Source organism: Pseudomonas sp. 1L-E-NC-VB-C3 (assembly GCF_057291535.1).
In genome coordinates, this window is record NZ_JBXAWD010000005.1 from 75,503 (window position 1) to 100,974 (window position 25,472).

Consider the following 25,472-nt stretch of genomic DNA (forward strand, 5'->3'; position numbering starts at 1 on the left):
CGGATGCTATCACGGGCTCGGGAGCCTGATAGAACAGGTAATTTGTGAAGAAGTTCGATCATTATCCCGTTGCTGTTTGTAACACCTGCGGATTGGCGTGGAAAAATACGTGTTCGCGCACCGGCCCGACGGCAACCTCGCCGATCTCCTGATAACCCTGCCTTTTATAGAATTCCAGGTAGCGTGGGTTGCCGGTGTCGAGCACCACGCCTTGCGATGTTTCATCAACGGCGCACCAGTTGTGCACGGCAGTGAGCAATTGTTCGCCGTAGTGCTTGCCCTGAAACTGCGGGTGCACACCGAGCAGCGGCAGCATGTGCACCGAATCACCCGGCACGCATGCAGCAACGGCATCGTGGTATTCCAGATAACGCCGGGTGCAGCGAAAACCGGTGCTGAGCACCATGCGCAAGCGCCACGCCCAGCTTTCGGTAACGCCCAGGCGCCGTTGCGGCGGTGCGATCAGGGCGATGCCGATCAAGCGATCGTTGACCAACAGGCCGATCGCCGGCAGGTCCTGGAGAAAATGCTGTTTGACCAACTCGCGCACCGTCGCGCGCACCCGTTGTTCATAGCCGGGACGTTCGGCTTCGAACAGGTAGCCGAAGGTCGGCTCGTGGCGATAGGCCTGATACAGCAACGAGCGGGCTTCGCGCGAATAGCCGCGGTCGAGCATATGGATGTCGGCAACGGCGGTCTGGGTTTCAGGCATTGCAGTGATTCTCCCCGGGGGCGCGCTCGGAGGCTGGCGCGCTTGTTGGTACGAACCTTGGGCGGATGTGGTGGTTCCCCTGACAGGTATAGACCAAGTCGGGATCTTCATCGATCTCGCCGGCCTCTTCGCGAGCAGGCTCGCTCCCACAGAGGCGCTGCATAGGGCATCACAAATCCCACAGGCCAAAATGATTTGTCCCACACTGGCCCATCTCCCCCATGTCAGCTAGCATCGCCCTTTTGCCAGGACTGCCGACCATGAAGATTGTTTCCTTCAACATCAACGGACTGCGTGCCCGTCCGCATCAGCTGGCAGCGCTGATCGAAAAACATCAGCCCGACGTGATCGGCCTGCAGGAAACCAAGGTCCACGACGACCAGTTCCCCCTCGAAGACATCCGCGCCCTCGGCTACCACGTGCACTTCCATGGCCAGAAAGGTCATTACGGGGTCGCCCTGCTCTCGCGCAACGAACCGATCGCCATCCATAAAGGCTTCGCCACCGATGAAGAAGACGCGCAACGGCGCTTTATCTGGGGCACTTTTGCCGATGCCAACGGCGTGCCGGTGACGATCATGAACGGCTATTTCCCACAAGGTGAAAGCCGCGATCACCCAACCAAATTCCCTGCCAAAGAGCGTTTCTACAGCGATCTGCAAGCGCTGCTGGAAAGCCAGTTCCACAACGAACAGCCGCTGGTGGTGATGGGCGATGTGAACATTTCCCCGGAAGACTGCGACATCGGCATCGGCCCGGACAACATGAAGCGCTGGCTGAAAACCGGCAAATGCAGCTTCCTGCCGGAAGAACGCGAGTGGATGGCGCGCCTGAAAAACTGGGGCCTGACCGACAGCTACCGTCACCTCAATCCCGACGTGAGCGACATGTTCAGCTGGTTCGACTACCGCAGCCGTGGCTTTGAAGATGAGCCCAAACGCGGCCTGCGCATCGATGTAATTCTGGCGTCCCATGGCCTGCTGCCACGGGTCAAGGATGCCGGCGTGGACTACGAACTGCGCGGCATGGAAAAGCCATCGGACCATGCGCCGATCTGGCTTGAGCTGGCCTGAGGGAATTTTCATTGTGGGAGCGAGCCTGCTCGCGAATGCGGTGGATCAGCGACGAATTTTTCGACTGACACGGCGCCTTCGCGAGCAGGCTCGCTCCCACAGGTAATCCCCTGTCATATTTCGGTCACGCGCCTGACTTAATCTCCCCGGCAATCCCCTTGGCTTGATTCGGTGCCGGCATGACCCTGCGTGTTCTCTGCGTTTTCCTGTTGAGTGGCTGGCTGTCGATCTACGCCGCCGCCCTGCCGATCCCCGAAAACGGCCCGGCATTGCGCATTCAGGGTTCCAACACCATCGGTGCCGATCTGGGTCCGGCGCTGGTCGAAGGCCTGTTGCAGGAACAAGGCCTGCTGAAAATCCACCGCGAAACCCCGGACACCGCCAACGAACAACGCATCGTCGGCCAGACCGCACAAGGGCAACGCGTGATCATCGAAGTTGCCGCTCACGGTTCCAGCACCGGTTTCGCTGCGTTGAAAAACGCCAGCGTCGATCTGGCCGCCTCTTCCCGTGAGATCAAGGACAGCGAACTGCTTGCCCTGCAAACCCTCGGCGATCTGAAAAGCCCGGCGGCCGAGCAAGTCATCGCCATCGACGGTCTGGCGATCATCCTCAACCCTTCCAATCCGTTACAGCAGTTGAACACCGAGCAACTGGCGCGGATTTTTGCCGGCGAAGTGAAAACCTGGGAAGAACTCGGTGGCCGTGGCGGCGCCATTCATTTATATGCGCGGGATGATCAGTCGGGAACATACGACACCTTCAAGGAACTGGTCCTGAGCCGGCGTGGGAAAAGTCTGAGCAGCGCGGCGAAACGTTTCGAATCCAGCGAGCAATTGTCCGATGCAGTCAGCAACGATCCGCAAGGTATCGGCTTCATCGGCTTGCCCTATGTGCGTCAAGCCAAAGCCGTGGCGATTGCCGACGGCGCGTCGCAAGCGATGCTGCCGCTGAACAGCCTGATCGCCACCGAAGACTATCCGCTGTCGCGGCGCTTGTTCTTTTATCTGCCGCCGGACAGCCGCAACCCGTGGGCGCAGGCGTTGGCCAGCTTTGCCCAGAGCCCAGAGGGTCAGGCGATCGTCGCGACCAGCGGTTTTGTCAGCCAGACCGTGCAGGCCATGAGCGTGGCGCCGAATGCGCTGATGCCAGAGGGTTATCAATCTCTCAGCCGGCATGCCCAGCGTCTGACAGTGAATTTCCGTTTTGCCGAGGGCAGCGCCAGTCTGGACAACAAGGCGCGGCAGGATCTGGCGCGGGTGCTCGACTATATAAAGCGCAATGGCAAGACCGAACGGGCGGTGACGCTGGTGGGGTTTGGTGATTTGAAGGATGACCCGGCGCGGGCTGATCTACTGTCGAAGCTGCGAGCAATGGCGGTGCGGCGCGAGCTGGTCAAAAACGGTGTGGTCATGCGCGAAGTACGCGGCTTTGGTGCGCTGATGCCGGTGGCGACCAACAGCGCGGATGAAGGGCGGATCAAGAATCGGCGGGTTGAGGTTTGGGTGTATTGATCCTGATGTCGATGTGCTGAGTGTACAGGCCCTTTCGCGAGCAGGCTCGCTCCCACATTGGATCTGTGGCGTGCACAAATCTTGTGGGAGCGAGCCTGCTCGCGAATGAGGCGACGCGGTGTTACTGGCCGCTACGCATCATCTCCTTCGGCACATACTTGCCGATCTCGAACTTGCCGATCGCCGCGCGGTGCACTTCGTCCGGGCCGTCGGCCAGACGCAGGGTGCGCTGCATCGCATACATATAGGCCAGCGGGAAATCGTTCGACACCCCTGCCCCGCCATGCATCTGGATAGCGCGGTCGATCACCCGCAGGGCGACATTCGGCGCGACGACTTTGATCTGCGCAATCTCGCTTTTCGCCACTTTGTTGCCGACGGTGTCCATCATGTACGCCGCTTTCAACGTCAGCAGGCGCGCCATGTCGATCTCCATCCGCGAGTCGGCGATCTTGTCGATGTTGCCACCCAGACGCGCCAGCGGTTTGCCGAACGCGGTGCGGCTCACCGAGCGTTTGCACATCAGTTCCAGCGCACGCTCGGCCATGCCGATCGAACGCATGCAGTGGTGAATGCGGCCTGGGCCAAGGCGACCCTGAGCGATTTCGAAGCCGCGTCCTTCACCGAGCAGGACGTTTTCGTACGGCACGCGAACGTTGTCGAACAGCACTTCGGCGTGACCGTGCGGTGCGTCGTCGTAGCCGAACACCGGCAGCGGACGGACGATTTTCACCCCGGGGGTGTCGACCGGCACGAGAATCATCGAGTGCTGGGCGTGACGCGGCGCGTCGGGGTTGCTCAGGCCCATGAAAATCAGGATCTTGCAGCGCGGATCGCAGGCGCCGGAAGTCCACCATTTCTTACCGTTGATCACCCACTGATCGCCATCGCGCACGGCCCGAGCGGCCATGTTGGTCGCGTCGGAAGATGCCACGTCGGGCTCGGTCATGGCGAACGCCGAACGGATCTCGCCGCGCAGCAGCGGCTCGAGCCAGCGCTGTTTCTGCTCTTCGTTGGCGTAGCGCACCAATACTTCCATGTTGCCGGTGTCCGGCGCCGAGCAGTTGAACGGCTCCGGCCCCAGCAGGGAACGGCCCATAATTTCCGCCAACGGCGCGTATTCAAGATTGCTCAGGCCGGCGCCCAGCTCGGACTCAGGCAGAAACAAATTCCACAGACCCTCAGCCTTGGCCTTGGCCTTGAGCTCTTCCATGATTGCGGTCGGCTGCCAGCGATCGCCCTCGGCGACCTGGCGTTCGAACACCGCTTCGGCCGGGTAAACGTAAGTGTCCATGAACGCAGTCACGCGCTCACGCAGTTCCTGAACCTTGGGCGAATAAGCGAAATCCATGGGTAGTTACCTTCTCGGGCAGAGGTTGTTCAAGTCATGCAATCGATGCTAGAACAGCGCTGATCATTTACCTAGCCTATTCTCGGCGTGTATAAACATTCATCACCAATATATGATCCGCTGATCGTCAGCCCCAAAACACTTGCACTTAATAACAAGAGAAGCCGCGTTATGAATCTGAGCAAGGTCGACCTGAACCTTTTCATCGTCTTCGACGCGATCTACACGGAAGCCAACCTGACCCGCGCCGGGCAGATTGTCGGCATCACCCAGCCGGCGGTGTCCAATGCCCTGGCGCGGTTGCGCGAAACCTTCAACGACCCGCTCTTCGTGCGTACCGCTCAGGGCATGGTGCCCACGCCGATGGCGCAGAACATCATCGGCCCGGTGCGCAACGCCCTGTCGCTGCTGCGCGTGTCGGTGCAGGAAAGCCGCATCTTCAACCCGGCGCAGGCGGCCAAGACTTACCGCATCAGCATGACCGATTTGACGGAGGCAATCATTCTGCCGCCCTTGTTCCAGCGTCTGCGCCGCCTGGCGCCGACGGTGATCATCGAAAGCTTTCTGTCCAAGCGCCGGGAAACCACCAAGGAACTGGCCGCCGGGCGTCTGGATTTCGCCGTGGATGCGCCGCTCAACACCGACCCGCAGGTACGCCACGTCAAGCTGATGGACGACCGTTACGTCTGCGCCATGCGCAAGGGCCATCCGATGGCGAGCAAGGAAAAACTCAGTCTCGATGACTATTTGTCGCTGACTCACATCCATATTTCCAGCCGCCGCAGTGGTCTGGGCTATGTCGATCTGGCGCTGGGCAAAATGGGCATCCAGCGCAAGATCGCCCTGCGCTCGCAGCACTATCTGATGGCCTCGCAAGTGATGCAGCAGACCGACATGGTCATGACCGTGCCGGAACGCTTCGCCCGCCGCCATGATCTGCAATCGTTCAATTTGCCGGTGAATGATGTGCCCTCGGTGGAAACGCACCTGTATTGGCATGAGAGCACCGACCAGGACCCGGCCAACCGCTGGATGCGCGAGCAGATGATCGAGTTGTGCCAACAGGTGACGGCGCAGGAGAAGAAGCTGGAGAAGGTGTAGGGCTTTTTACCGCGTTATTGTTCTTCGCGAGCAGGCTCGCTCCCACAATGAATTGCATTTCATCTGAAGGAACGCGGTCGAATGTGGGAGCGAGCCTGCTCGCGAAGAGGCCTGTACAGACACCCCAAAACCATCCCGCTTGACGTAAACGTAAACCACCGATTAGCTTAGCGCCATGCCCCTTTTCCGAGCGCTTTCATGAGCAGTCAGACCTATAGCATTTCCGACCTCGCCCGCGAGCTGGACATCACCACCCGGGCGATCCGCTTTTATGAAGAGCAAGGCCTGCTCAGCCCCGAGCGTCGTGGCCAGGAACGTATCTATTCGCCGCGCGACAAGGTCACCCTGAAGCTGATCCTGCGTGGCAAGCGCATCGGTTTTTCCCTGGCCGAATGCCGCGAGCTGATCGAGCTCTATGATCCGTCCGGCGGTAACACCAAACAGCTCAACAGCATGCTGGCAAAAATCAGCGAACGCCGCGAACAGCTCGAACAGCAGTTGCTGGATATCGAACAGATGAAGCTTGAGCTGGATACAGCAGAAGAGCGCTGCGTGCAGGCGTTGGAGCAGACGCTCAAGAGCCAGCAGGCGGTCTAGCCAACACTGGCGCCCCTGTGGGAGCGAGCCTGCTCGCGAATGCATTCTGTCATCCAACATTAACGGTGACTGATCCACCGCTTTCGCGAGCAGGCTCGCTCCCACAGGGTTCTTCGTGAACTAAAAAAACAGGCAGGTCCCACCCATGTCCCTCCCCTCCCAAGTACGCCTGATCGAAGTCGGCCCGCGCGATGGCCTGCAGAACGAAGCCCAACCGATCAGCGTGGCTGACAAGGTGCAACTGGTCGATGCCCTGAGCGCCGCCGGGCTCGGCTACATCGAAGTCGGCAGTTTCGTCTCGCCGAAATGGGTGCCGCAAATGGCCGGATCCGCCGAGGTGTTTGCGCAGATCCAGCGCAAGCCCGGCGTGACCTACGGCGCGCTGGCGCCGAACCTGCGCGGCTTTGAAGACGCGCTAGCCGCCGGGGTCAAGGAAGTCGCGGTGTTCGCCGCCGCCTCCGAGGCGTTCTCGCAGCGCAACATCAATTGCTCGATCAGCGAGAGCCTGGCGCGGTTTGCGCCGATCATGGAAGCCGCGAAACAACACGGCGTTACCGTGCGCGGTTATGTTTCCTGTGTGCTGGGCTGCCCGTATGAAGGCACGGTTGCGCCGGAGCAAGTGGCGATGGTCGCGCGCGAGCTGTACGCGATGGGCTGCTACGAAGTGTCGCTGGGCGACACCATCGGCACCGGCACGGCGGGCGCGACCCGGCGCCTGTTCGAGGTGGTCTCGGCGCAGGTACCACGGGACAAGCTTGCCGGGCATTTCCACGACACCTATGGCCAAGCCATGGCCAATATCTATGCCAGCCTGCTCGAAGGCATTGCGGTGTTCGACAGCTCTATCGCCGGCCTCGGCGGCTGCCCGTACGCCAAAGGCGCGAGCGGTAACGTTGCGACCGAAGACGTGGTGTACCTGCTCAATGGCTTGGGCATCGAGACCGGTATCGACCTGGACGCCTTGATTGCCGCGGGCCAGCAGATCAGTGCAGTGCTCGGCCGTCCAAGCGGTTCGCGAGTGGCCAAGGCACGCAGCGCGCAGTGAGGTGTTACCGCTGGATCAGTGAAGTGGGCAAAAGCGAGTAACACGGAAACAAATTGTCTGGCTTTGCCCTGGGGTGAAAAAGCCCGAAAAACTTAAATCACTGATTTATAAGACTTTTTAAAAGTTGGCACGACACCTGCTATCTCTATGGCATAACAAGAATAAAAAGCCGCAAACCAATAAAAACAAGACGAAACGACTCTGACATAACAAGAACAACACGGCAGAGACGCAGCTAACAGATTTTTTTGGAGAAGGTGTGCTTTTCAGGGTGCTCTCAGGAGTGACCCGCAACCGGGCAGAGAACAATAAAACTACCTTCAGGTAGCTCCCGAATCGGTTGGATCGTTAACGAGAAAGCAGATCAGCGCTCAAAAAAATACGTTTGCTCTTGATCCCGGATGGGGGTCGCCAAAAAGCTGTACAGGGCCACGGTTGCCAAAAACAACAACAGACCGACCCTCAATAATAAAAAGAGCACGCAACGACAAATTAAAGGGGAGCTTCGGCTCCCCTTTGTGCTTTCTGCAATTCGTCTCTCTATCACTGCATCCCTGTGGGAGCGAGCCTGCTCGCGAAAACGGTGTGCCAGACACATTTGCGCTGAATGACACACCGCATTCGCGAGCAGGCTCGCTCCCACAGAAATTTTGTGATTATCCCTCGATTGTTTTCAGCTCCTCGATACTGATCTCACGCATCCTGAATTTCTGGATCTTGCCCGTCACCGTCATCGGAAACGCGTCGACGAATTTGAAGTAACGCGGTGTCTTGAAATGGGCGATGCGCTCCTTGCACCAGGCTTGCAGCTCCAGTTCGGAGGCGCTGTGGCCGGGGTGGAATTTGATCCAGGCGACGATTTCCTCACCGTAGCGCGAGCACGGAATACCGATCACCTGCACGTCCGCCACCGCCGGATGGGTGAAGAAGAATTCCTCCAGCTCACGCGGATAAACGTTCTCCCCGCCACGAATGATCATGTCTTTGTTACGCCCGGCGATGTTGACGTAACCCTCCTCGTTCATGCTCGCCAGGTCGCCGGTGTGCATCCACCCCGCCTCATCGATGGCTTCGGCAGTAGCCTGCGGGTTGTTCCAGTAGCCGAGCATCACGCTGTAACCGCGCGTGCACAATTCGCCAATGGTGCCGCGCGGCACAAGGTTGCCGGCGGTGTCGATGATCTTGCTTTCCAGTTGCGGCTGGGTGCGGCCGACGGTGGTGACGCGCAACTCCAGCTCATCCGCTGGCCCGGTCTGCAGCGACACCGGACTGGTTTCGGTCATGCCGTAGGCGATCTGCACTTCGCTCATGTGCATTTCCTTTATGACCCGGCGCATGACCTCGATCGGACAGGTCGCGCCGGCCATGATCCCGGTGCGCAGGCTCGACAGGTCGAAAGTCTGCCGCTGCGGCTGATCGAGCATGGCGATAAACATGGTCGGCACACCGTACAGCGCCGTGGCTTTTTCTTCGGCCACCGCTTGCAGGGTCAGGGCCGGATCGAAAGCGTCATTGGGGTAAATCATCGTGCTGGCGTGGGTGACGCAACCGAGGTTGCCCATGACCATGCCGAAGCAGTGATACAGCGGCACCGGAATCACCAGACGATCGGCAGTCGTCAGGCCGAGGCTTTCGCCGACCATGTAGCCGTTGTTGAGAATGTTGTAGTGACTGAGGGTCGCGCCCTTGGGGAAACCGGTGGTGCCGGAGGTGTACTGGATGTTCACCGGTTGATCGAAATGCAGACTGGCACTGCGTTCGCGCAATTGATCGGGCGAGACGCTGGCGGCCAGATCGCTGAGCTGCGACCACGGCAGAAAACCGGGCGGCGGATTGGCATCGAGGCTGATCACGCCGCGCAACTCCGGCAGGCGTTCGCTACGCAGCTGACCGATGGCGTGCTCGGCCAATTCCGGCGCCAGGCTCTGGAGCATTTCGTGGTAATTCGAGGTTTTGAACGCTCCGGCACAGACCAGCCAATGGCAGCCGGATTGCTTGAGCACGTACTCGAGTTCGGAGCTGCGGTAGGCGGGATTGATGTTGACCAGGATCACGCCGATCTTCGCCGTGGCGAACTGAGTGATGCACCACTGCGCGCAATTCGGCGCCCAGATGCCGAGGCGATCACCGGTCTGCAAGCCCAGTGCGAGCAAGGCCCTGGCCTGCTCATCCACCGCGTCGGCCAGTTGCCGCCAGGAGTAACGCAACTGTTGATGGCGCACCACCAAAGCCTCGCCGTCCGGGTATTGCGCGACAGTCTGATCGAAGCGCTGACCGATGGTCATCGCCAGCAGGGCTTTGTCCTGAGAGCCACGGGTGTAGCTGCGCTGCGGGTTTGCACTGGGTAGATCCATGACGACCCCTATTGTCTTTATTAGTGGGTTTTCCCGGTTTTGAATCCCTGTGGGAGCGAGCCTGCTCGCGAATACGCTGCGTCATTCAGCCTTGAGGGCGACTGATACAGCGCTTTCGCGAGCAGGCTCGCTCCCACCAGAAACAAACCGATATCTGATCCTGAACTGTCCTTACTCTCGCCCAAGTTGACGCTTACGTAAAGCCGATTGACAGTCGAACTCCGGAAGCTTTACGTTAACGTAAAGCTGAACGCCGATTCGTCGTGCGCTCCACCCGATAAAAAAGCCAAAAGGTGCCTCATGAGCTATCCATCCCTGAATTTCGCCCTCGGTGAAACCATCGACATGCTGCGCGATCAGGTGCAGTCCTTCGTCGCCGATCAGATCGCCCCGCGCGCCGCGCAGATCGACCACGACAACCTGTTCCCCGCCGACATGTGGCGCAAATTCGGTGACATGGGCCTGCTCGGCATCACCGTGCCGGAGGAGTACGGCGGCGCAGGTCTGGGTTACCTCGCGCATGTGGTGGCGATGGAAGAAATCAGCCGTGGCTCGGCGTCGGTGGCGTTGTCCTATGGCGCGCACTCCAACCTTTGCGTCAACCAGATCAACCGCAACGGCAACCACGAACAGAAAACCAAATACCTGCCGAAGCTGATCAGCGGCGAGCACGTCGGCGCCCTGGCGATGAGCGAGCCCAACGCCGGTTCCGACGTGGTCTCGATGAAGCTGCGCGCCGACAAACGCGGCGATCGCTTCGTACTCAACGGCAGCAAAACCTGGATCACCAACGGCCCTGACGCCAATACGTACGTGATCTACGCCAAGACCGATCTGGAAAAAGGCCCGCACGGCATTACTGCATTCATCGTCGAGCGTGACTGGAAAGGCTTCAGCCGCAGCAACAAGTTCGACAAGCTTGGCATGCGTGGCTCCAACACCTGCGAGCTGTTTTTCGATGACGTCGAAGTACCGGAGGAAAACATCCTCGGCGTGCTCAACGGTGGCGTGAAAGTGCTGATGAGCGGCCTCGATTACGAACGCGTGGTGCTTTCCGGTGGCCCGACCGGGATCATGCAGTCGTGCATGGACCTGATCGTGCCGTACATCCACGACCGCAAGCAGTTCGGCCAGAGCATCGGCGAATTCCAGCTGATCCAGGGCAAAGTTGCCGACATGTACACCCAGCTCAATGCCAGCCGCGCCTATCTGTACGCGGTGGCCCAGGCTTGCGAGCGCGGCGAAACCACCCGCAAGGACGCTGCCGGGGTAATCCTCTACACCGCCGAACGCGCCACGCAAATGGCCCTCGACGCGATCCAGATTCTCGGCGGTAACGGCTACATCAACGAATTCCCCGCCGGCCGCCTGCTGCGCGACGCCAAGCTCTACGAAATCGGCGCAGGCACCAGCGAGATCCGCCGCATGCTGATCGGCCGCGAACTGTTCAACGAGACGAAATGAATTTCGTCAGCTGCAAGCCGCAAGCGACAAGCTGCAAGAGAACCACGCTCTTGCCCCAACTTGCAGCTTGCCGCTTGTAGCTGGAAGCTGCTTACGGAGTAAGCCCCATGATTCTGCACACTCAGCTCAACCCGCGTTCAGCGGAGTTCGCCGCCAACAGTGCGGCGATGCTCAAACAGGTCGACGCGCTGCACACCTTGCTCGCCCAAGTGGCGCAGGGTGGCGGTGTCAAAGCGCAGGAACGCCACACCTCGCGGGGTAAATTGCTGCCGCGCGAGCGCATCAATCGCTTGCTTGATCCGGGCTCGCCGTTTCTCGAAATCAGCCAACTGGCCGCCCATGCGGTTTACGGCGAAGACGTGCCGGCTGCCGGGGTGATCGCCGGGATTGGTCGCGTTGAAGGCGTCGAGTGCATGATCGTCGCCAACGATGCGACGGTGAAAGGCGGCTCGTATTACCCGCTCACCGTGAAAAAACACCTGCGCGCGCAGACCATCGCCCAGCAGAATCGCCTGCCGTGCATTTATCTGGTGGATTCCGGTGGTGCCAACCTGCCGCGTCAGGACGAAGTGTTCCCGGATCGCGAGCATTTCGGGCGGATCTTCTTCAATCAGGCGAACATGAGCGCCATGGGCATCCCGCAGATCGCCGTGGTCATGGGCTCGTGCACCGCCGGCGGCGCGTATGTGCCGGCGATGGCGGACGAGGCGATCATGGTGCGCAACCAGGCGACGATTTTCCTCGCCGGCCCGCCGCTGGTGAAAGCCGCGACCGGTGAAGTGGTCAGCGCCGAAGACCTCGGCGGCGCCGATGTGCACTGCAAGACCTCCGGCGTGGCCGACCATTACGCCGAGAACGACGAACACGCCCTCGCCCTCGCCCGCCGCAGCGTCGCCAACCTCAACTGGCGCAAGCTCGGCGAGGTGCAGCAACGCACGCCGATCGCGCCGCTGTACGCCAGCGACGAGTTGTACGGCGTGGTTCCGGCTGACGCCAAGCAGCCATTCGATGTGCGCGAAGTGATTGCGCGGCTGGTCGACGGCTCAGTGTTCGATGAGTTCAAAGCGCTCTTCGGCACCACGCTGGTCTGCGGTTTCGCTCACTTGCACGGCTATCCGATCGCGATTCTGGCGAACAACGGCATCCTCTTCGCCGAAGCCGCGCAGAAAGGCGCGCACTTCATCGAACTGGCCTGCCAGCGCGGCATTCCGCTGCTGTTTCTGCAGAACATCACCGGTTTCATGGTCGGCCAGAAATACGAGGCCGGCGGCATCGCCAAACACGGCGCGAAACTGGTGACCGCAGTGGCCTGCGCCAAGGTGCCGAAATTCACCGTGATCATCGGCGGCAGCTTCGGTGCCGGCAACTACGGCATGTGCGGGCGCGCTTACGATCCGCGTTTTTTGTGGATGTGGCCGAACGCGCGGATTGGCGTGATGGGCGCCGAACAGGCCGCCGGTGTGCTGGTGCAGGTCAAGCGCGAACAAGCCGAACGCAGCGGTCAGGCGTTTACCGCTGAGCAGGAGACCGAGATCAAGCAGCCGATTCTTGATCAGTACGAAGAACAGGGTCACCCCTATTATTCCAGCGCAAGGCTGTGGGACGACGGCGTCATCGACCCGGCGCAGACCCGCGATGTATTGGCCCTGGCCCTGTCCGCGTCGCTGAACGCGCCAATCGAACCGAGCCGCTTCGGCGTGTTCCGGATGTGATGTTTTTTTGTGGGAGCGAGCCTGCTCGCGAATGCGCTCTGTCAGGCAGCGGATAGATCGACTGATACCCCGCTTTCGCGAGCAGGCTCGCTCCCACAAGAACCGTGGAGACGGATGAATATGAGCGACTTCAATACCCTCGAACTGCAAAACGACCCACGCGGTTTCGCGACGCTGTGGCTCAATCGCGCCGAGAAAAACAACGCGTTCAACGCCGAGATGATCCGCGAACTGATCCTCGCTCTCGACAAGGTCGCCAGCGATTCGAGCCTGCGTTTCCTGCTGCTGCGTGGGCGCGGCAAGCACTTCAGTGCCGGCGCCGACCTGGCGTGGATGCAGCAATCGGCAGAACTCGATTACCACACCAACCTCGATGACGCCCGCGAGCTGGCCGAGCTGATGTACAACCTCGCCAAGCTGAAAATCCCCACTCTGGCTGTGGTTCAGGGCGCGGCGTTTGGTGGCGCGCTGGGCTTGATCAGTTGCTGTGACATGGCGATCGGCGCCGATGACGCGCAGTTCTGCCTGTCGGAAGTGCGCATCGGTCTGGCACCGGCCGTGATCAGCCCGTTCGTGGTGCAGGCGATCGGTGAGCGTGCGGCGCGGCGCTATGCGCTGACTGCCGAGCGCTTCAGCGGGCAGCGGGCGCGGGAGATCGGCTTGCTCGCCGAAAGCTATCCTGCGGCTGAACTGGAGCAACAGGTCGAACAGTGGATCGACAACCTGCTGCTCAACAGCCCCGCGGCCATGCGCGCCAGCAAGGACTTGCTGCGCGAAGTCGGCAACGGCGCGCTGACCCCGGCCCTGCGCCGCTACACCGAAAATGCCATCGCGCGGATTCGCGTCAGCCCTGAAGGCCAGGAAGGCTTGCGCGCCTTCCTGCAAAAGCGCCCGCCGAGCTGGCAAGCCGCATCCACCAAGGAGTCGCGTTGATGAGCGCACCTGTGATTACCACCCTATTGGTGGCCAACCGCGGCGAAATCGCCTGCCGAGTGATGCGCACCGCCAAGGCCCTGGGCCTGACTACCGTCGCTGTGCACAGCACCACCGACCGCGATGCGCGGCACAGCCGTGAAGCCGATATCCGCGTGGATCTGGGCGGCAGCAAGGCTGCCGAGAGTTATCTGCAAATCGATAAATTGATCGCCGCCGCCAAGGCCAGCGGTGCCCAGGCGATTCATCCCGGCTATGGCTTTCTCTCGGAAAACGCTGGATTCGCCCGCGCCATCGAAGCCGCCGGGCTGATCTTCCTCGGCCCGCCCGCCTCGGCCATCGACGCGATGGGCAGCAAATCCGCCGCCAAGGCGCTGATGGAAAAGGCCGGTGTGCCTTTGGTGCCGGGCTATCACGGCGAAGCGCAGGACCTCGACACCTTCCGCGAAGCTTGCGAACGCATTGGTTATCCGGTGCTGCTCAAGGCCACCGCCGGTGGTGGCGGCAAGGGTATGAAGGTGGTTGAGGATGTCAGCCAACTGGCTGAAGCCCTCGCCTCGGCGCAGCGCGAAGCGCAATCGTCGTTTGGCGACTCGCGGATGCTGGTGGAAAAGTATTTGCTCAAGCCACGTCACGTGGAGATTCAGGTGTTCGCCGATCAGCACGGCAACTGCCTGTATCTCAACGAGCGCGACTGCTCGATCCAGCGCCGTCACCAGAAAGTCGTCGAAGAAGCCCCGGCGCCGGGCCTGTCGCCCGAGTTGCGCCGAGCAATGGGCGAAGCGGCCGTGCGTTCGGCGCAGGCGATCGGTTATGTCGGCGCCGGCACCGTGGAGTTTTTGCTGGATGCGCGCGGCGAGTTTTTCTTTATGGAGATGAACACGCGGCTGCAGGTCGAGCACCCGGTGACCGAAGCAATCACCGGACTGGATCTGGTCGCCTGGCAGATTCGCGTCGCCCGTGGGGAAACGCTGCCGACCACTCAGGCGCAGGTGCCGCTCAATGGTCATGCGATCGAAGTGCGTTTGTATGCCGAGGATCCGGCGAATGATTTCCTGCCGGCCACCGGGCGGCTGGACTTGTATCGCGAATCGGCACAGGGCGCGGGGCGGCGGGTGGACAGCGGCGTTGAGGAAGGTGACGAGATATCGCCCTTCTACGACCCGATGCTCGGCAAGCTGATTGCTTGGGGTGAAGATCGCGAACAGGCGCGCTTGCGTCTGTTGAGCATGCTCGACGAGTTTGCGATTGGCGGGCTGAAGACCAACATCAATTTCCTGCGCCGGATCATCGCGCATCCGGCGTTTGCGGCGGCAGAGCTGGATACCGGGTTCATTCCGCGCTATCAGGAGCAATTGCTGCCAGCACCAGGCACGTTGAGCGATGAGTTCTGGCAGGCGGCGGCGCAGGCGTTTGCGCAGAGTCTGCCGCAGCGTGCTCGGGCGGATGATCCCGCTTCGCCGTGGGCTTCAGGTGGCGGATTGCGAGCAGGTTTGCCGGCGCAAATCACCTTGCATTTGAGTTGCGAGGGACAGGATCGCGCGTTGACCTTGAGAACTGCGGCCCATGCAAAACTGCTGGGCGAAGCACTAATCGTCGAGCATGACGGCGTGCGCCGCACATTGCGGGCGATTCGTCAGGCTGGCGCGTTGTATCTGGAATGGGACGGCGAGTTGCGGCGCATCGAAGCGTTCGATCCGATCAGCGCCGTCGAGGCCAGCCACAGCCATCAGGGCGGTCTGACCGCGCCAATGAACGGCAGCATCGTACGCGTGCTGGTCGAAACGGGACAGTCGGTTGAGGCCGGGGCGCAACTGGTGGTGCTTGAAGCCATGAAGATGGAACACAGCATCCGTGCGCCGAAGGCCGGTGTGATCAAAGCGCTGTATTGCCAGGAAGGCGATATGGTCAGCGAAGGCAGCGCTTTGGTTGAACTGGAAGAGGGATGAAATAAAAGGGTCGATCCTGGCCTTGCGCGAGGATCGATCCGTTCAGTAACGCGCCGTTGCCTGAACCACCACGCCGATGATCCGGCATTCATCGGTGAGCAGGGTTTTCGGCCAGGTCGGATTGAGCGGCACCAGGTAACGCTGGCCGGCCTGTTCGTCGAGCTTGCGGAAAATCGCTTCTTCGCTGTCCGGCCACTGGGCGATCACCAGTTTGCCAGGCACTGCCTCCAACTCCGGATCGACCAGAATCAGCATGCCCTCGGCAACGCTCTGGCCGCTCGGCGCGGTCATCGAATCCCCCGTCACCGTCAGCCAGAACGCCGCACCGCCGCGAGCGTGGTAATCCGTCAGTTCGAAGCGCTGCTTCGCTGATGCTCCGGGATAGCTCGCCGCAGTGTCACGCACTTCGCACGGTGCACGCCAATCGCAGACCGGATAACGGAAGTACGGGTTGTACTTCTGCGCCAGCGGCATCTCGTCTTCCGGCGTCGGCTGCGGTTCGCGAATCACCAGAACGACTTCGAGGAAGTCCATTCCCAGCGCCTTGAGCACGCGGTTCATTTCGGTAACACCGGGTTCGCGACGCTTGTTCAGCCAATGACCGATCCCGCCCTGGGACATGCCGACGCGCTCTCCGAGCTCTGTTTGAGTGACTTTGAGTTCACTCATCTTGGCCTTGACCAACTCAATCCATTTATCCATGTGCCGCACCTTACGCGGACGTCTTCGACCGGCAAAACACATATTGTAGTATTTAAATCCTAGTCACAAATACAGGCGGTACTATCCTAGAGGAACGGACTTTCAATCGAACATGGAGTGACGTTTCATGATGAACATCAGCAGCAAAGACCTGCCCGATCTGCAAATCGACACCAGCTTCACCTCCCCTCAAGGCAATGCCGCCGCACAGCGCGCGCTGGACTATTACTTGAAACCGACTGTTTCGAAATCCGAGACGGACGAACGTTTTTTCAATGTCAAAGGCCATCTCAGCGGCGAGGAAGCACTGGTGCACGCCTCGGACTTGTTGCGATGTGCAGCCGCCACCGCGTTCAAGGCCGCAGAAAACCTGCAAGGCACCAGTCGCGATCTGGCCTTTTCGGTGGTGCACATGGTGGATATGGCGCGGGCGATGGTCGACCATTCGATCGACAACGACGAAGTCACGGCGGACAAGGTACGGGCGGACAGGAAAGAATTTTCCCATCGCGCAGATAAAAACATTTGACTTGCAAATGATAATGATTATTATTGCAAGCAGCTGGTCGCGAGATCAGTCGATGGACCAGAGACCTTAGGTCGGTCTTCTGGACTATCTCCTCATCAGGCTAATCACGGTTTTTGACCCGGCTTTTTGCCGGGTCTTTTTTTGCCCGTTTTTCGGGCTTGTGTCTTCAGGCTAATGAAGTCTTTGGGTGCTGCAAATTCGATGGCGCGGATAATATCAAAAGAATATTGATTGGCAAGCCGAGCCCAGCCACATTGGGCGAAACTAATGGCAATCAGCACTTGAGAATCAATCGCATAGCCTCTAAGCTGCTGGCGCGTCACGGAAGACGCCCCCCGCTACACCCGCGATTCCCCTCGGTTTCAGCCCTGCCTGCGTGTAAAGTACCGGTCATAAAAATCCTGATCAGGAACCGACCATGACCGTGGCCAAATCTTCGTTCGACATCAGCGCCAATTTCGACAGCGGCAATATCCAAGTCATCGATATCAGCAACCCGCTCAGTCCCGTCCTGGCCATCCGCCCGGACACCCGCAGCGCTCATTTTCAGTGGTTCCACTTCAAGGCCAGCGGCCTGCATGTGCACCAGGAACACTGGTTTCGCCTGGTCAACGCCAGCCAATCGACCTACAGCAAAGGCTGGCCGGGCTATCAAGCGGTGGCGTCGTATGATCACGTCAACTGGTTCCGCATCCCCACCAGCTTCGAAGGCGACAGCCTGCGCTTCTGCCTCGAAGCGGAACAGACCCACGCCTGGTTCGCCTACTTCGAACCCTACAGCCGCGGCCGCCACGACTGGTTGATCGAGCAAGCGCTAAGCAAGGCTGGCACCGAATTGCTGGCGACCGGCAAAAGTGTCGAGGGCCGCGACATTCAGCTGCTGCGCAAAGGCACCGGTGCCGAAGGCCAGCGCAAAATCTGGATCATCGCCCAGCAGCATCCGGGCGAGCACATGGCTGAATGGTTCATGGAAGGTGTGATCGAGCGTCTGGAGCGCCAGGATGATCCGGTATTGAACAAACTGTTGGCCAGCGCCGATCTGTATCTGGTGCCGAACATGAACCCGGACGGCGCGTTCCACGGCCACCTGCGCACCAATGCCATGGGGCAGGACTTGAACCGGGCCTGGCAGAACGCCAGCCAGGACATCAGCCCGGAAGTGCTATTCGTTCAGCAGCAGATGCAAAAGTATGGCGTCGATGCGTTTATCGACGTACACGGCGACGAAACCATACCTCACGTTTTCACCGCCGGCTGTGAAGGCAATCCTGGTTTTACGCCGCGCATCGAAAAGCTTGAAGAGCATTTCCGCAGCCACTTGAAGCACACCACCAAAGACTTCCAGACCACCTATGGCTACACCCGCGACGAACCGGGACAGGCCAACATGACCCTGGCCTGCAACAGCGTCGGACAGAAATACGACTGCCTGTCGCTGACCCTGGAGATGCCGTTCAAGGACCACGACGACCACCCGGACAAGATCACCGGCTGGTCGGGCAAACGTTCCAAGCAACTGGGTAAAGACGTGTTGACCACCCTCGCCGACATGGTCGACACCCTGCGCTGATCCCCTTCCCTGCAACAACAAAAGATCGCGGCCTGTCCGCGATCTTTTGCTTTAACCGGTCAGCCGCGATCGCGCCCGCGCAACATGCTGTCGAGCACTTCGTCACGCCGCACCCAGCCATGGAACAGCGCCGCCGCCAAGTGCAGCAGCACCGTCAGAAACAGCAGATACGCCAGATAGCCATGGGACTTGCGCAGCAATGCAAACAGTTGCGCATCGGCCGGCACAATCGACGGCAGATGCAGCGACGCCGAGAGCATCACCGGCTCACCCGACGCACTGATCATCGCCCAGCCGAGCAACGGCAACACCAGCATCAACGCATACAACAAGACGTGGGAAGCCTTGGCTGCCAGCACCTGCCAGCCCGGCAGATCATCCGGCAGCGGCGGTTGGCGGGTGGTGAAGCGCACCAGCAGGCGCACGATCACCAGCGCCAGGATCGCGATGCCCAGCGGCTTGTGCAGATGAATCAGCCATTCATGGCGAGACGACACCGAAGTGACCATGCCCGCGCCGATAAACAGCATGGCGATGATCATCAGCGCCATCAGCCAGTGCAGCAGGCGCGCCAGCAAAACGAAATGCGTCGGTTGCTTGTTCATGGACGAGCCTCCTGTTTGGCGGCGGGCAACTGGCTGACTTCGCTGGTGCGACGCAGGTAGGAATCGGCATAGCCGGCAGAACGCGCGGCCAGCAGTGGATCTTCCGAGCCTTGAATCCCGGCCGGCAGCACCAGCGGGTCGTAGTTGATGTCACGGCACTCGCCACTGAGTTGCGGCTGGGTCTTCACCAGCACCAGGGTTCCGGCGTTCAACACTTTGCGATCTGCGGGCCAGGTCTTGCTGGCATCGTTCACCGGGTCACCGGCGTTGGCCAGGGTGATGTTCAACTGAAAGCGCAAGGGTGCGGCGGCCAAGCGTTGCACCAGATCCTTCTCGAGAAAGTCCGCGCCTTCAGGGGCCGTGGCACCCGCCGCGTCCTGCGCCAGCGGCGTCATGCTCCAGCGTACGGCCTGTTTTTTACCGTTGCCATCGATCAGATAGAACGCATTGATGCTGTTATAGGTTTCGGTGGCGTAGCTGGCCGAAGGCTTGGCGGTCTTCACCCACGTCAGAAACGGCACGGCTTCCGGATGTGCGGCAAAAAACGCCGGCACCTTCGTCGGGTCTGGCTTGCCGGTGGCTGGATCCGGCGACTGCGCCTGCTGCAATTGGTAGAACGCTTCGGGCGTGCCCACCGGAAACACCGGCATGCTGTTCATCCCGGTGCGCCATTGCTGACCGTTCGCCTGGGTGAAGCGCAGCGCCAGGCTGCGGATCGGTACGGCGCTGTCCGGCGCGTAGGGATTGCCGGCCGGCAAGGCGAAACGCCCCACCACCGGTGTCTGCGGCAGGTTGAACACCTGTGCCGTGGAGAACGCGCGCGCCTCGCCGCTGCTTTCGAAATGGCCGATCACGCAGACACCCTTGGCGTGATTGCGACGAAAGCCGGGATGCACGCCGTTGTTCTTTTCCAGCACATCGACCAACGCTTTTGGCGTCAATCGTTGTGGGTCAAGGTTGCCATGCACGTAGGCAAACGCCCCGGCCACGGCAGCGACAATCACGGCAATGCCGCCCAGACGTAAAACCAGGCTCGCGGCGCTCAGTGGCTCGCGCGGCGGCCTGCCGGGCGGTGCAGCGTTTGGGGACGAGCGATCAACCATGAATATCTCCAGGCCATCGGCCACAAGTGGAAAGAGTCAGCAAGACGCACCCCGTCCGGGTTTATTCCACGGTGCGGTATTTATTTTTGCGCGCGGGGAATAACCTGCGCTGACGGGCGTCTTCCTAGTCCACAGCGTAGCGACCAGCAGACATTCATGAGCGAATTCGACGAACAGTTGAGAGAAATCATTCCCAGATTGCGCCGCTTCGCCGTGTCGTTGACGCGCAACAGCAGCAGCGCTGACGATCTGGTCCAGGCCAGCCTCGAGCGGGCGCTGTCGGCGTGGGGCGAAAAACGCGCCGATGGCGACTTGCGCGCCTGGCTGTTTGCAATCCTCTATCGGCAATTTCTCGATGCGCACCGTCGTTCGCGGCGCTATGCGCGAATGCTCGAGTTTTTCACCGGTCGCGACGATGCCGAGCCCTCGGTGGAACGCGCGGTGATTGCCCAGTCGACCCTGCAAGCCTTCGAACGCCTGCCCACCGAACAGCGCGCTTTGCTGCTGATGGTCTCGGTGGAAGGCCTGTCCTATAAAGAGGTCGCCGAGATCCTCGGCGCCCCGATCGGCACCGTGATGTCGCGCCTGTCCCGCGCCCGCCAGGCCTTGCGCCAACTCAGCGACGGCGAAATCAGCAGCCCTTCCTTGCGGATACTCAAATGATCAGCCTGCCTCCCAGCGAACGTGATTTGCACGCCTATGTCGACCACCAGCTCAGCGACGCCGATCGGCGCGTGCTCGAGACCTGGCTGGCCAGCCACCCCGAAGAAGCGGCGCAGGTGCGCGCCTGGCAACGCGACGCCCAGCAGCTGCGCGCAGCGCTGAGTGGCGCGTTGCAGCAACCGGCCAATCCGGCGCTTGACCCGATGATGATTCGCCAGCGCCGCCGCCAGCAGTCCCGTAGGCACCTGGCCAGCGCGGCGGTGCTGCTGATTGCCGTGAGCATTGGCGGTTTCAGTGGCTGGCAGGCACGGGAAATGACCCTGGCGCGCCCTGCGCAATTGCCGATGACTGACGCGTTGCAAGCCTATCGCCTGATCGCCCAGCAAGGCGTACTGCCCGCCGATTACAAGGTCGACAGCGACGGCGACATGCAGCGTTGGCTCGACCGCTACTTCAGCGGTGCCGGGCGCTTGCCGGACTTGAAAGCTGCCGGATTCGAGCCGGTCAGCGGGCGTTTGCTCAGCACCGATGAAGGCGCGGCGGCGATGGTGATGTATGAGGATGGCAGCGGTCACAAGGTCAGTTTCTACCTGCGTCCACCGGGGCCGAAAAACACCCTGCTGCCGCGCGGTTCGCGCAGCGATGGCGATCTGCAGGCCGATTACTGGTCAGGGCCGGGCTACAACTATGCGGTGGTCAGCCCGACCGACTCGCCGGCAGCAGAGTTGCTCAAGCAATCGCCACCGTTCTGAAATCCGCCTCTGGTAGGAGCTGACGAGTGCAACGGCGCTGCGATCTGTTGGCGGCAACCAAGATCAAAAGATCGCAGCCTCGTTGCACTCGTCAGCTCCTACAGGGGACCGTGCACATATTTCATGGAGCCGACGCCTGAGCTCTGGTTACACTTGGGCCACCGCGCTCCCGGTGGAGCCCGCCCGATCAACCAGGAGCCTTTCCCGCGTGCCCGCCCGAACGCCGAAACGATCACGACTGAGCCAACGCTGGCCGTTGTTGCGCCGCCTGTTCGGCAAAAGCCTGCCCGTCAGCGCCGGGCACGATGCTCATGCCGCGACCATCCGCGATTATTTCCGCGACAAGGCCAAAAGCCAGGGCTACACCCTTAGCCGCAGTCAGCAGCACGTCATCGACTGCATGGCGCAGCAGGCCAGCGTACTGCTGGGCGACAGCGGCCACACGCCGCCGAGTCTGTACCTGTACGGAGCCGTCGGGCGCGGCAAGAGCTGGTTGCTCGACGGTTTTTTCCAGGCACTGCCGATCCCGCGCAAACGTCGCCTGCACTTCCATCAGTTTTTTGCCCGGCTGCACGACGGCATGTTCCGTCACCGCCAGGAGGAAGATGCGCTGGAAATCACCCTGGATGAGTTGCTGGAAGATTGCCAGGTGCTGTGTTTCGACGAATTTCATGTGCACGACATCGGCGACGCGATGCTGATCACGCGTTTGTTCAAGGCCCTGTTCAAACGGCGGATCATGTTGCTGGTAACCTCCAACTATGCACCCGAGGGCCTGCTGCCCAACCCGCTGTATCACGCACGCTTCAAACCGGTGATCGAGCTGATCAACACGCGCATGCAGGTGATGGAAGTCGGCGGCGACCACGACTACCGCACGCTGAACCGCCAGCATTCGCATCAAGTGTTTACCCAAGGGCATTACGTCTGGCCGGCTTCAACAGCGCAGCGCCAGGCTCTGGACCTGCCACCGGCCGACGCGCCTGCCCTTGCCCTCGAAGTTGGCAAACGCCAGCTTCAGGCCCGTTTCTGCCAAGGCCGGCGAGTCGGGTTCACCTTCAACGACCTGTGCGAACAGCCAACGGCAGTGATGGATTATCTGCAACTGTGCCAGCGTTTCGACCAGTGGATCATCGATGACCTGCCGCCGCTCGGCGAGTGTCCGATCGCCGTGCAACAGCGCTTCATCAATCTGATCGACGTGCTCTACGATCAGGACAAGCACCTGACCCTGCTCGGCCAACTGCCGCTAGGCCAGAGCCTGGAAGGTCACGCCATTGACCTGGCGCGCACGCGCAGCCGGTTGGGTCAGTTGCAGGAAATTCACGAACCCAACTGACACCCTACCCTGTGAGAGCGAGCCCTGTGGGAGCGAGCCTGCTCGCGAAAGCGGTATGTCAGTCAGAGTTCATTTAACTGATACAGCGCTTTCGCGAGCAGGCTCGCTCCCACAAGGTCCCGGGACAACTCAAAATCCGTTCAGCATCCGCTTTACCGCTATCATGTCGCCCATTCCCGCGCCCCCGCGTCGCTCCACCGATCAATAGCGAAACCAGACATGCACACCCTTGCTCAACTGCGCGCCGGCGAGCTGTCAGGCATTACCCGCCTCGACCTGTCCTGCGGGCTGACCGAATTCCCCCGCGAAATTTTCCAACTGGCCGACACGCTGGAAGTGCTCAACCTCAGCGGCAACGCGCTGAGCAGCCTGCCCGATGACCTGCATCGCCTGACCCGCCTGCGCGTGCTGTTCTGCTCCGACAACCAGTTCACCGAGCTGCCGGCCTGCCTCGGCCAGTGCACCGCGCTGACCATGGTCGGCTTCAAGGCCAACCGCATCGTCAATGTCCCTGGTGACGCTCTGCCGCCGCAGCTGCGCTGGCTGATCCTCACCGATAACCGCATCGAGAACCTGCCGAAAGAACTGGGTGAACGCCGCGCTTTGCAGAAGCTCATGCTCGCCGGCAATCGCCTGCAATCGCTGCCAGACTCCCTGCGTCACTGCCATCGGCTGGAATTGCTGCGCATCGCCGCCAACCAGCTCAACGAGCTGCCGCAATGGCTGCTGACCTTGCCGAGCCTGACCTGGCTGGCCTATGCCGGCAATCCGCTGGAAACCGAAGCCGATGCCGCTGCCCTTGAGGCCACGCCGCTGATCGACTGGTCGGCGCTACGTCTGGAGCAGCAACTGGGCGAAGGCGCTTCCGGGGTGATTTCCCGGGCAGTCTGGCAGCGTGACGATGGCACGGCGCAGGCGGTTGCGGTGAAGCTGTACAAAGGCGAGATGACCAGCGACGGCTCGCCGTTGCATGAGATGAACGCCTGCACCACCGCCGGTTTGCACCCCAACCTGATCCGCGTCGAGGGCCGCATCAGCGGCCACCCCGATCAACAGCAGGGGCTGGTGATGCAACTGATTGATCCGAGCTTCGGCAATCTCGCCGGCTTGCCGAGCCTGGCCTCGTGCTCGCGGGATGTTTATGCCGAGGACTGCCGGTTCACGGCGGAGGTTGCCCTGCGCGTCGCCAAAGGCATCGCGTCAGCGGCCGAGCACCTGCACCACCAAGGCATTACCCACGGCGATCTGTATGGCCACAACATTCTGTTGAACGATCAGGGCGATTGTCTGCTCGGGGATTTCGGCGCGGCGTCGTTTCATGCCACCCGCGATGACGTGCAGACGCGCGCATTGCAGCGCCTGGAAGTCCGTGCGTTCGGTGTGTTGTTGGGGGAGTTGCTGGAGCGTGTCGACTCAGGATTGAGTACGGAGCGGCGCGCGCACCTGGAGGCGCTGGAACGACGTTGCTGTCAGGCGGATGTGCTGGGGCGGCCGGGGTTCAGTGAAGTCATCGAGATGCTGGAGAATCTGTGACCGCTGCGCGGTCATTCGCGAGCAGGCTGGCTCCCACATTGGAATGCATTGCAAATGTGGGAGCCAGCCTGCTCGAGAAGAGGTCATTACTGGCGCGACGGATCAGCCAGCCAGACCAACAAACATGTCCTGCACGTCATCATGGTTGTCGAGGCCTTCGAGGAACGCCTCGACTTCAGCCATCTGCTCGTCGCTCAAGCCGCTGACCGGATTCTTCGGCTGGTAGCCGAGTTTCGCCGACAATACGGTGAAACCTTGTTCCGGCAGGGCTTTCTGCACAGCGTCGAGGTCGGTCGGGTCGGTGAGGAACAGCGTCGCGCCCTCTTCGCCCGGCTCGAAATCCTGGGCACCGGCTTCGATCGCAGCCATTTCCGGATCGGCTTCCGGGCTGTCCGGCGCGGCTTCGATCATGCCGACGTGGTTGAACATCCACGCCACCGAACCCGAAGCGCCCAACTGGCCCTTGCGGAACGCCACACGAATTTCCGCGACGGTGCGGTTGATGTTGTCGGTGACGCATTCGACGATCAACGGCACCTGATGCGGCGCGAAGCCTTCGTAGGTCACGCGATGGTATTGCACGGTTTCACCCAGCAGACCGGCGCCTTTCTTGATCGCGCGATCGAGGGTTTCTTTTGGCATCGAGGCTTTTTTCGCCTGTTCGACCACCAGACGCAGGTGTGCGTTGGTGGCGGTATCGGCACCGTTGCGCGCAGCAATGGTGATTTCCTTCACCAGTTTGCCGAAGATCTTCCCTTTGGCGTTGGCTGCCGCTTCTTTGTGTTTAACCTTCCACTGTGCGCCCATTACTCACTCTCTTGATCTGTGGCGCCGAGACATCTATTGGCCGACGCGTGGCGGCAAGTTTATA

23 protein-coding genes are annotated in these 25,472 nt (G+C 60.8%); 15 read left to right on the plus strand and 8 right to left on the minus strand.

The features are described 5' to 3' along the window. Positions 1-61: 61 nt before the first annotated feature. Positions 62-712, minus strand: coding sequence for a GNAT family N-acetyltransferase (locus tag AC0Z5Z_RS10195; protein ID WP_041477100.1), 651 nt, complete (start codon positions 710-712; stop codon positions 62-64). Between the two features lie 260 nt (positions 713-972). Here AC0Z5Z_RS10195 and xthA point away from each other — a divergent pair, with 260 nt between their 5' ends. Together xthA and AC0Z5Z_RS10205 are read left to right on the plus strand one after the other, a co-directional pair. Continuing rightward, positions 973-1,785, plus strand: a complete 813-nt coding sequence (gene xthA / locus AC0Z5Z_RS10200; protein WP_041477104.1) for an exodeoxyribonuclease III — start codon at positions 973-975, stop codon at positions 1,783-1,785. A gap of 179 nt (positions 1,786-1,964) precedes the next feature. Then, on the plus strand, positions 1,965-3,299 hold the full coding sequence (locus tag AC0Z5Z_RS10205) for a substrate-binding domain-containing protein (RefSeq protein WP_485611018.1): 1,335 nt from the start codon (positions 1,965-1,967) through the stop codon (positions 3,297-3,299). Positions 3,300-3,420: 121 nt separating this feature from the next. Here AC0Z5Z_RS10205 and AC0Z5Z_RS10210 read toward each other — a convergent pair whose 3' ends face one another. Next, a complete protein-coding gene (locus tag AC0Z5Z_RS10210) occupies positions 3,421-4,650 on the minus strand; it encodes an acyl-CoA dehydrogenase (RefSeq protein WP_024013435.1) in 1,230 nt (409 codons plus the stop codon). A 171-nt stretch (positions 4,651-4,821) separates the two neighbouring features. Between AC0Z5Z_RS10210 and AC0Z5Z_RS10215 the strand changes: the two genes are divergently transcribed. From AC0Z5Z_RS10215 to AC0Z5Z_RS10225, 3 genes are all read left to right on the plus strand, one after another. Next, positions 4,822-5,751, plus strand: a complete 930-nt coding sequence (locus tag AC0Z5Z_RS10215; RefSeq protein WP_262135995.1) for a LysR family transcriptional regulator — start codon at positions 4,822-4,824, stop codon at positions 5,749-5,751. Positions 5,752-5,949: 198 nt separating this feature from the next. Further along, complete coding sequence (locus AC0Z5Z_RS10220; protein ID WP_039763349.1) at positions 5,950-6,348, plus strand: MerR family transcriptional regulator; 399 nt, start codon at positions 5,950-5,952, stop codon at positions 6,346-6,348. A gap of 145 nt (positions 6,349-6,493) precedes the next feature. After that, a complete protein-coding gene (locus AC0Z5Z_RS10225; RefSeq protein WP_137214772.1) occupies positions 6,494-7,393 on the plus strand; it encodes a hydroxymethylglutaryl-CoA lyase in 900 nt (299 codons plus the stop codon). Positions 7,394-8,049: 656 nt separating this feature from the next. Here AC0Z5Z_RS10225 and AC0Z5Z_RS10230 read toward each other — a convergent pair. Further along, entirely contained in the window at positions 8,050-9,747 is a 1,698-nt protein-coding gene (locus AC0Z5Z_RS10230) for an AMP-binding protein (RefSeq protein ID WP_485611019.1), read from the minus strand. A gap of 300 nt (positions 9,748-10,047) precedes the next feature. Between AC0Z5Z_RS10230 and AC0Z5Z_RS10235 the strand changes: the two genes are divergently transcribed. The 4 genes from AC0Z5Z_RS10235 (at position 10,048) to AC0Z5Z_RS10250 (ending at position 15,805) form a co-directional block, all read left to right on the plus strand. Beyond that, positions 10,048-11,211 carry an isovaleryl-CoA dehydrogenase gene (locus AC0Z5Z_RS10235; protein ID WP_024013438.1) on the plus strand — a complete coding sequence of 388 codons (1,164 nt, stop codon included), beginning with the start codon at positions 10,048-10,050 and terminating at the stop codon, positions 11,209-11,211. A 107-nt stretch (positions 11,212-11,318) separates the two neighbouring features. Further along, positions 11,319-12,923 carry a carboxyl transferase domain-containing protein gene (locus tag AC0Z5Z_RS10240; RefSeq protein WP_076563545.1) on the plus strand — a complete coding sequence of 535 codons (1,605 nt, stop codon included), beginning with the start codon at positions 11,319-11,321 and terminating at the stop codon, positions 12,921-12,923. 120 nt (positions 12,924-13,043) lie between these two features. Next, a complete protein-coding gene (locus tag AC0Z5Z_RS10245) occupies positions 13,044-13,856 on the plus strand; it encodes a gamma-carboxygeranoyl-CoA hydratase (RefSeq protein ID WP_485611020.1) in 813 nt (270 codons plus the stop codon). Then, positions 13,856-15,805, plus strand: coding sequence for an acetyl/propionyl/methylcrotonyl-CoA carboxylase subunit alpha (locus AC0Z5Z_RS10250; protein WP_236168560.1), 1,950 nt, complete (start codon positions 13,856-13,858; stop codon positions 15,803-15,805). The genes AC0Z5Z_RS10245 and AC0Z5Z_RS10250 overlap by 1 nt, the downstream gene beginning before the upstream one ends. A gap of 42 nt (positions 15,806-15,847) precedes the next feature. Here the strand turns inward: AC0Z5Z_RS10250 and AC0Z5Z_RS10255 are convergent, their stop codons facing one another. Continuing rightward, positions 15,848-16,507: a LexA family protein gene (locus tag AC0Z5Z_RS10255; protein ID WP_071172928.1), complete on the minus strand. Its 660-nt coding sequence runs from the start codon at positions 16,505-16,507 to the stop codon at positions 15,848-15,850. 130 nt (positions 16,508-16,637) lie between these two features. Between AC0Z5Z_RS10255 and AC0Z5Z_RS10260 the strand changes: the two genes are divergently transcribed. Beyond that, complete coding sequence (locus AC0Z5Z_RS10260; RefSeq protein WP_315436107.1) at positions 16,638-17,036, plus strand: DUF6124 family protein; 399 nt, start codon at positions 16,638-16,640, stop codon at positions 17,034-17,036. 104 nt (positions 17,037-17,140) lie between these two features. Here AC0Z5Z_RS10260 and AC0Z5Z_RS10265 read toward each other — a convergent pair whose 3' ends face one another. Beyond that, on the minus strand, positions 17,141-17,359 hold the full coding sequence (locus tag AC0Z5Z_RS10265) for a hypothetical protein (RefSeq protein WP_143979101.1): 219 nt from the start codon (positions 17,357-17,359) through the stop codon (positions 17,141-17,143). A gap of 95 nt (positions 17,360-17,454) precedes the next feature. On the opposite strand from AC0Z5Z_RS10265, the gene AC0Z5Z_RS10270 reads away from it, so the two are divergent. Further along, complete coding sequence (locus AC0Z5Z_RS10270; protein ID WP_056788813.1) at positions 17,455-18,606, plus strand: M14 family metallopeptidase; 1,152 nt, start codon at positions 17,455-17,457, stop codon at positions 18,604-18,606. A gap of 59 nt (positions 18,607-18,665) precedes the next feature. On the opposite strand, the gene AC0Z5Z_RS10275 is transcribed toward AC0Z5Z_RS10270, so the two are convergent. Both AC0Z5Z_RS10275 and AC0Z5Z_RS10280 read right to left on the minus strand, forming a co-directional pair. Further along, positions 18,666-19,211, minus strand: coding sequence for a cytochrome b (locus AC0Z5Z_RS10275; RefSeq protein ID WP_252878530.1), 546 nt, complete (start codon positions 19,209-19,211; stop codon positions 18,666-18,668). Continuing rightward, positions 19,208-20,314 (minus strand): catalase, encoded by a 1,107-nt coding sequence (locus tag AC0Z5Z_RS10280; protein WP_476249609.1) that lies wholly within the window; start codon positions 20,312-20,314, stop codon positions 19,208-19,210. Before AC0Z5Z_RS10280 ends, AC0Z5Z_RS10275 begins: the two co-directional genes overlap by 4 nt. A gap of 156 nt (positions 20,315-20,470) precedes the next feature. On the opposite strand from AC0Z5Z_RS10280, the gene AC0Z5Z_RS10285 reads away from it, so the two are divergent. From AC0Z5Z_RS10285 to AC0Z5Z_RS10300, 4 genes are all read left to right on the plus strand, one after another. After that, complete coding sequence (locus tag AC0Z5Z_RS10285; protein ID WP_150741166.1) at positions 20,471-20,977, plus strand: sigma-70 family RNA polymerase sigma factor; 507 nt, start codon at positions 20,471-20,473, stop codon at positions 20,975-20,977. Continuing rightward, a complete protein-coding gene (locus AC0Z5Z_RS10290) occupies positions 20,974-21,729 on the plus strand; it encodes an anti-sigma factor family protein (RefSeq protein ID WP_110600761.1) in 756 nt (251 codons plus the stop codon). The genes AC0Z5Z_RS10285 and AC0Z5Z_RS10290 overlap by 4 nt, the downstream gene beginning before the upstream one ends. A 208-nt stretch (positions 21,730-21,937) precedes the next feature. Further along, complete coding sequence (zapE, locus tag AC0Z5Z_RS10295) at positions 21,938-23,068, plus strand: cell division protein ZapE (RefSeq protein WP_485611021.1); 1,131 nt, start codon at positions 21,938-21,940, stop codon at positions 23,066-23,068. A 219-nt stretch (positions 23,069-23,287) separates the two neighbouring features. After that, complete coding sequence (locus AC0Z5Z_RS10300; RefSeq protein ID WP_460161069.1) at positions 23,288-24,601, plus strand: leucine-rich repeat-containing protein kinase family protein; 1,314 nt, start codon at positions 23,288-23,290, stop codon at positions 24,599-24,601. A 102-nt stretch (positions 24,602-24,703) separates the two neighbouring features. On the opposite strand, the gene AC0Z5Z_RS10305 is transcribed toward AC0Z5Z_RS10300, so the two are convergent. Further along, entirely contained in the window at positions 24,704-25,408 is a 705-nt protein-coding gene (locus AC0Z5Z_RS10305; RefSeq protein WP_252882301.1) for a YebC/PmpR family DNA-binding transcriptional regulator, read from the minus strand. Between the last annotated feature and the right edge of the window lie 64 nt (positions 25,409-25,472).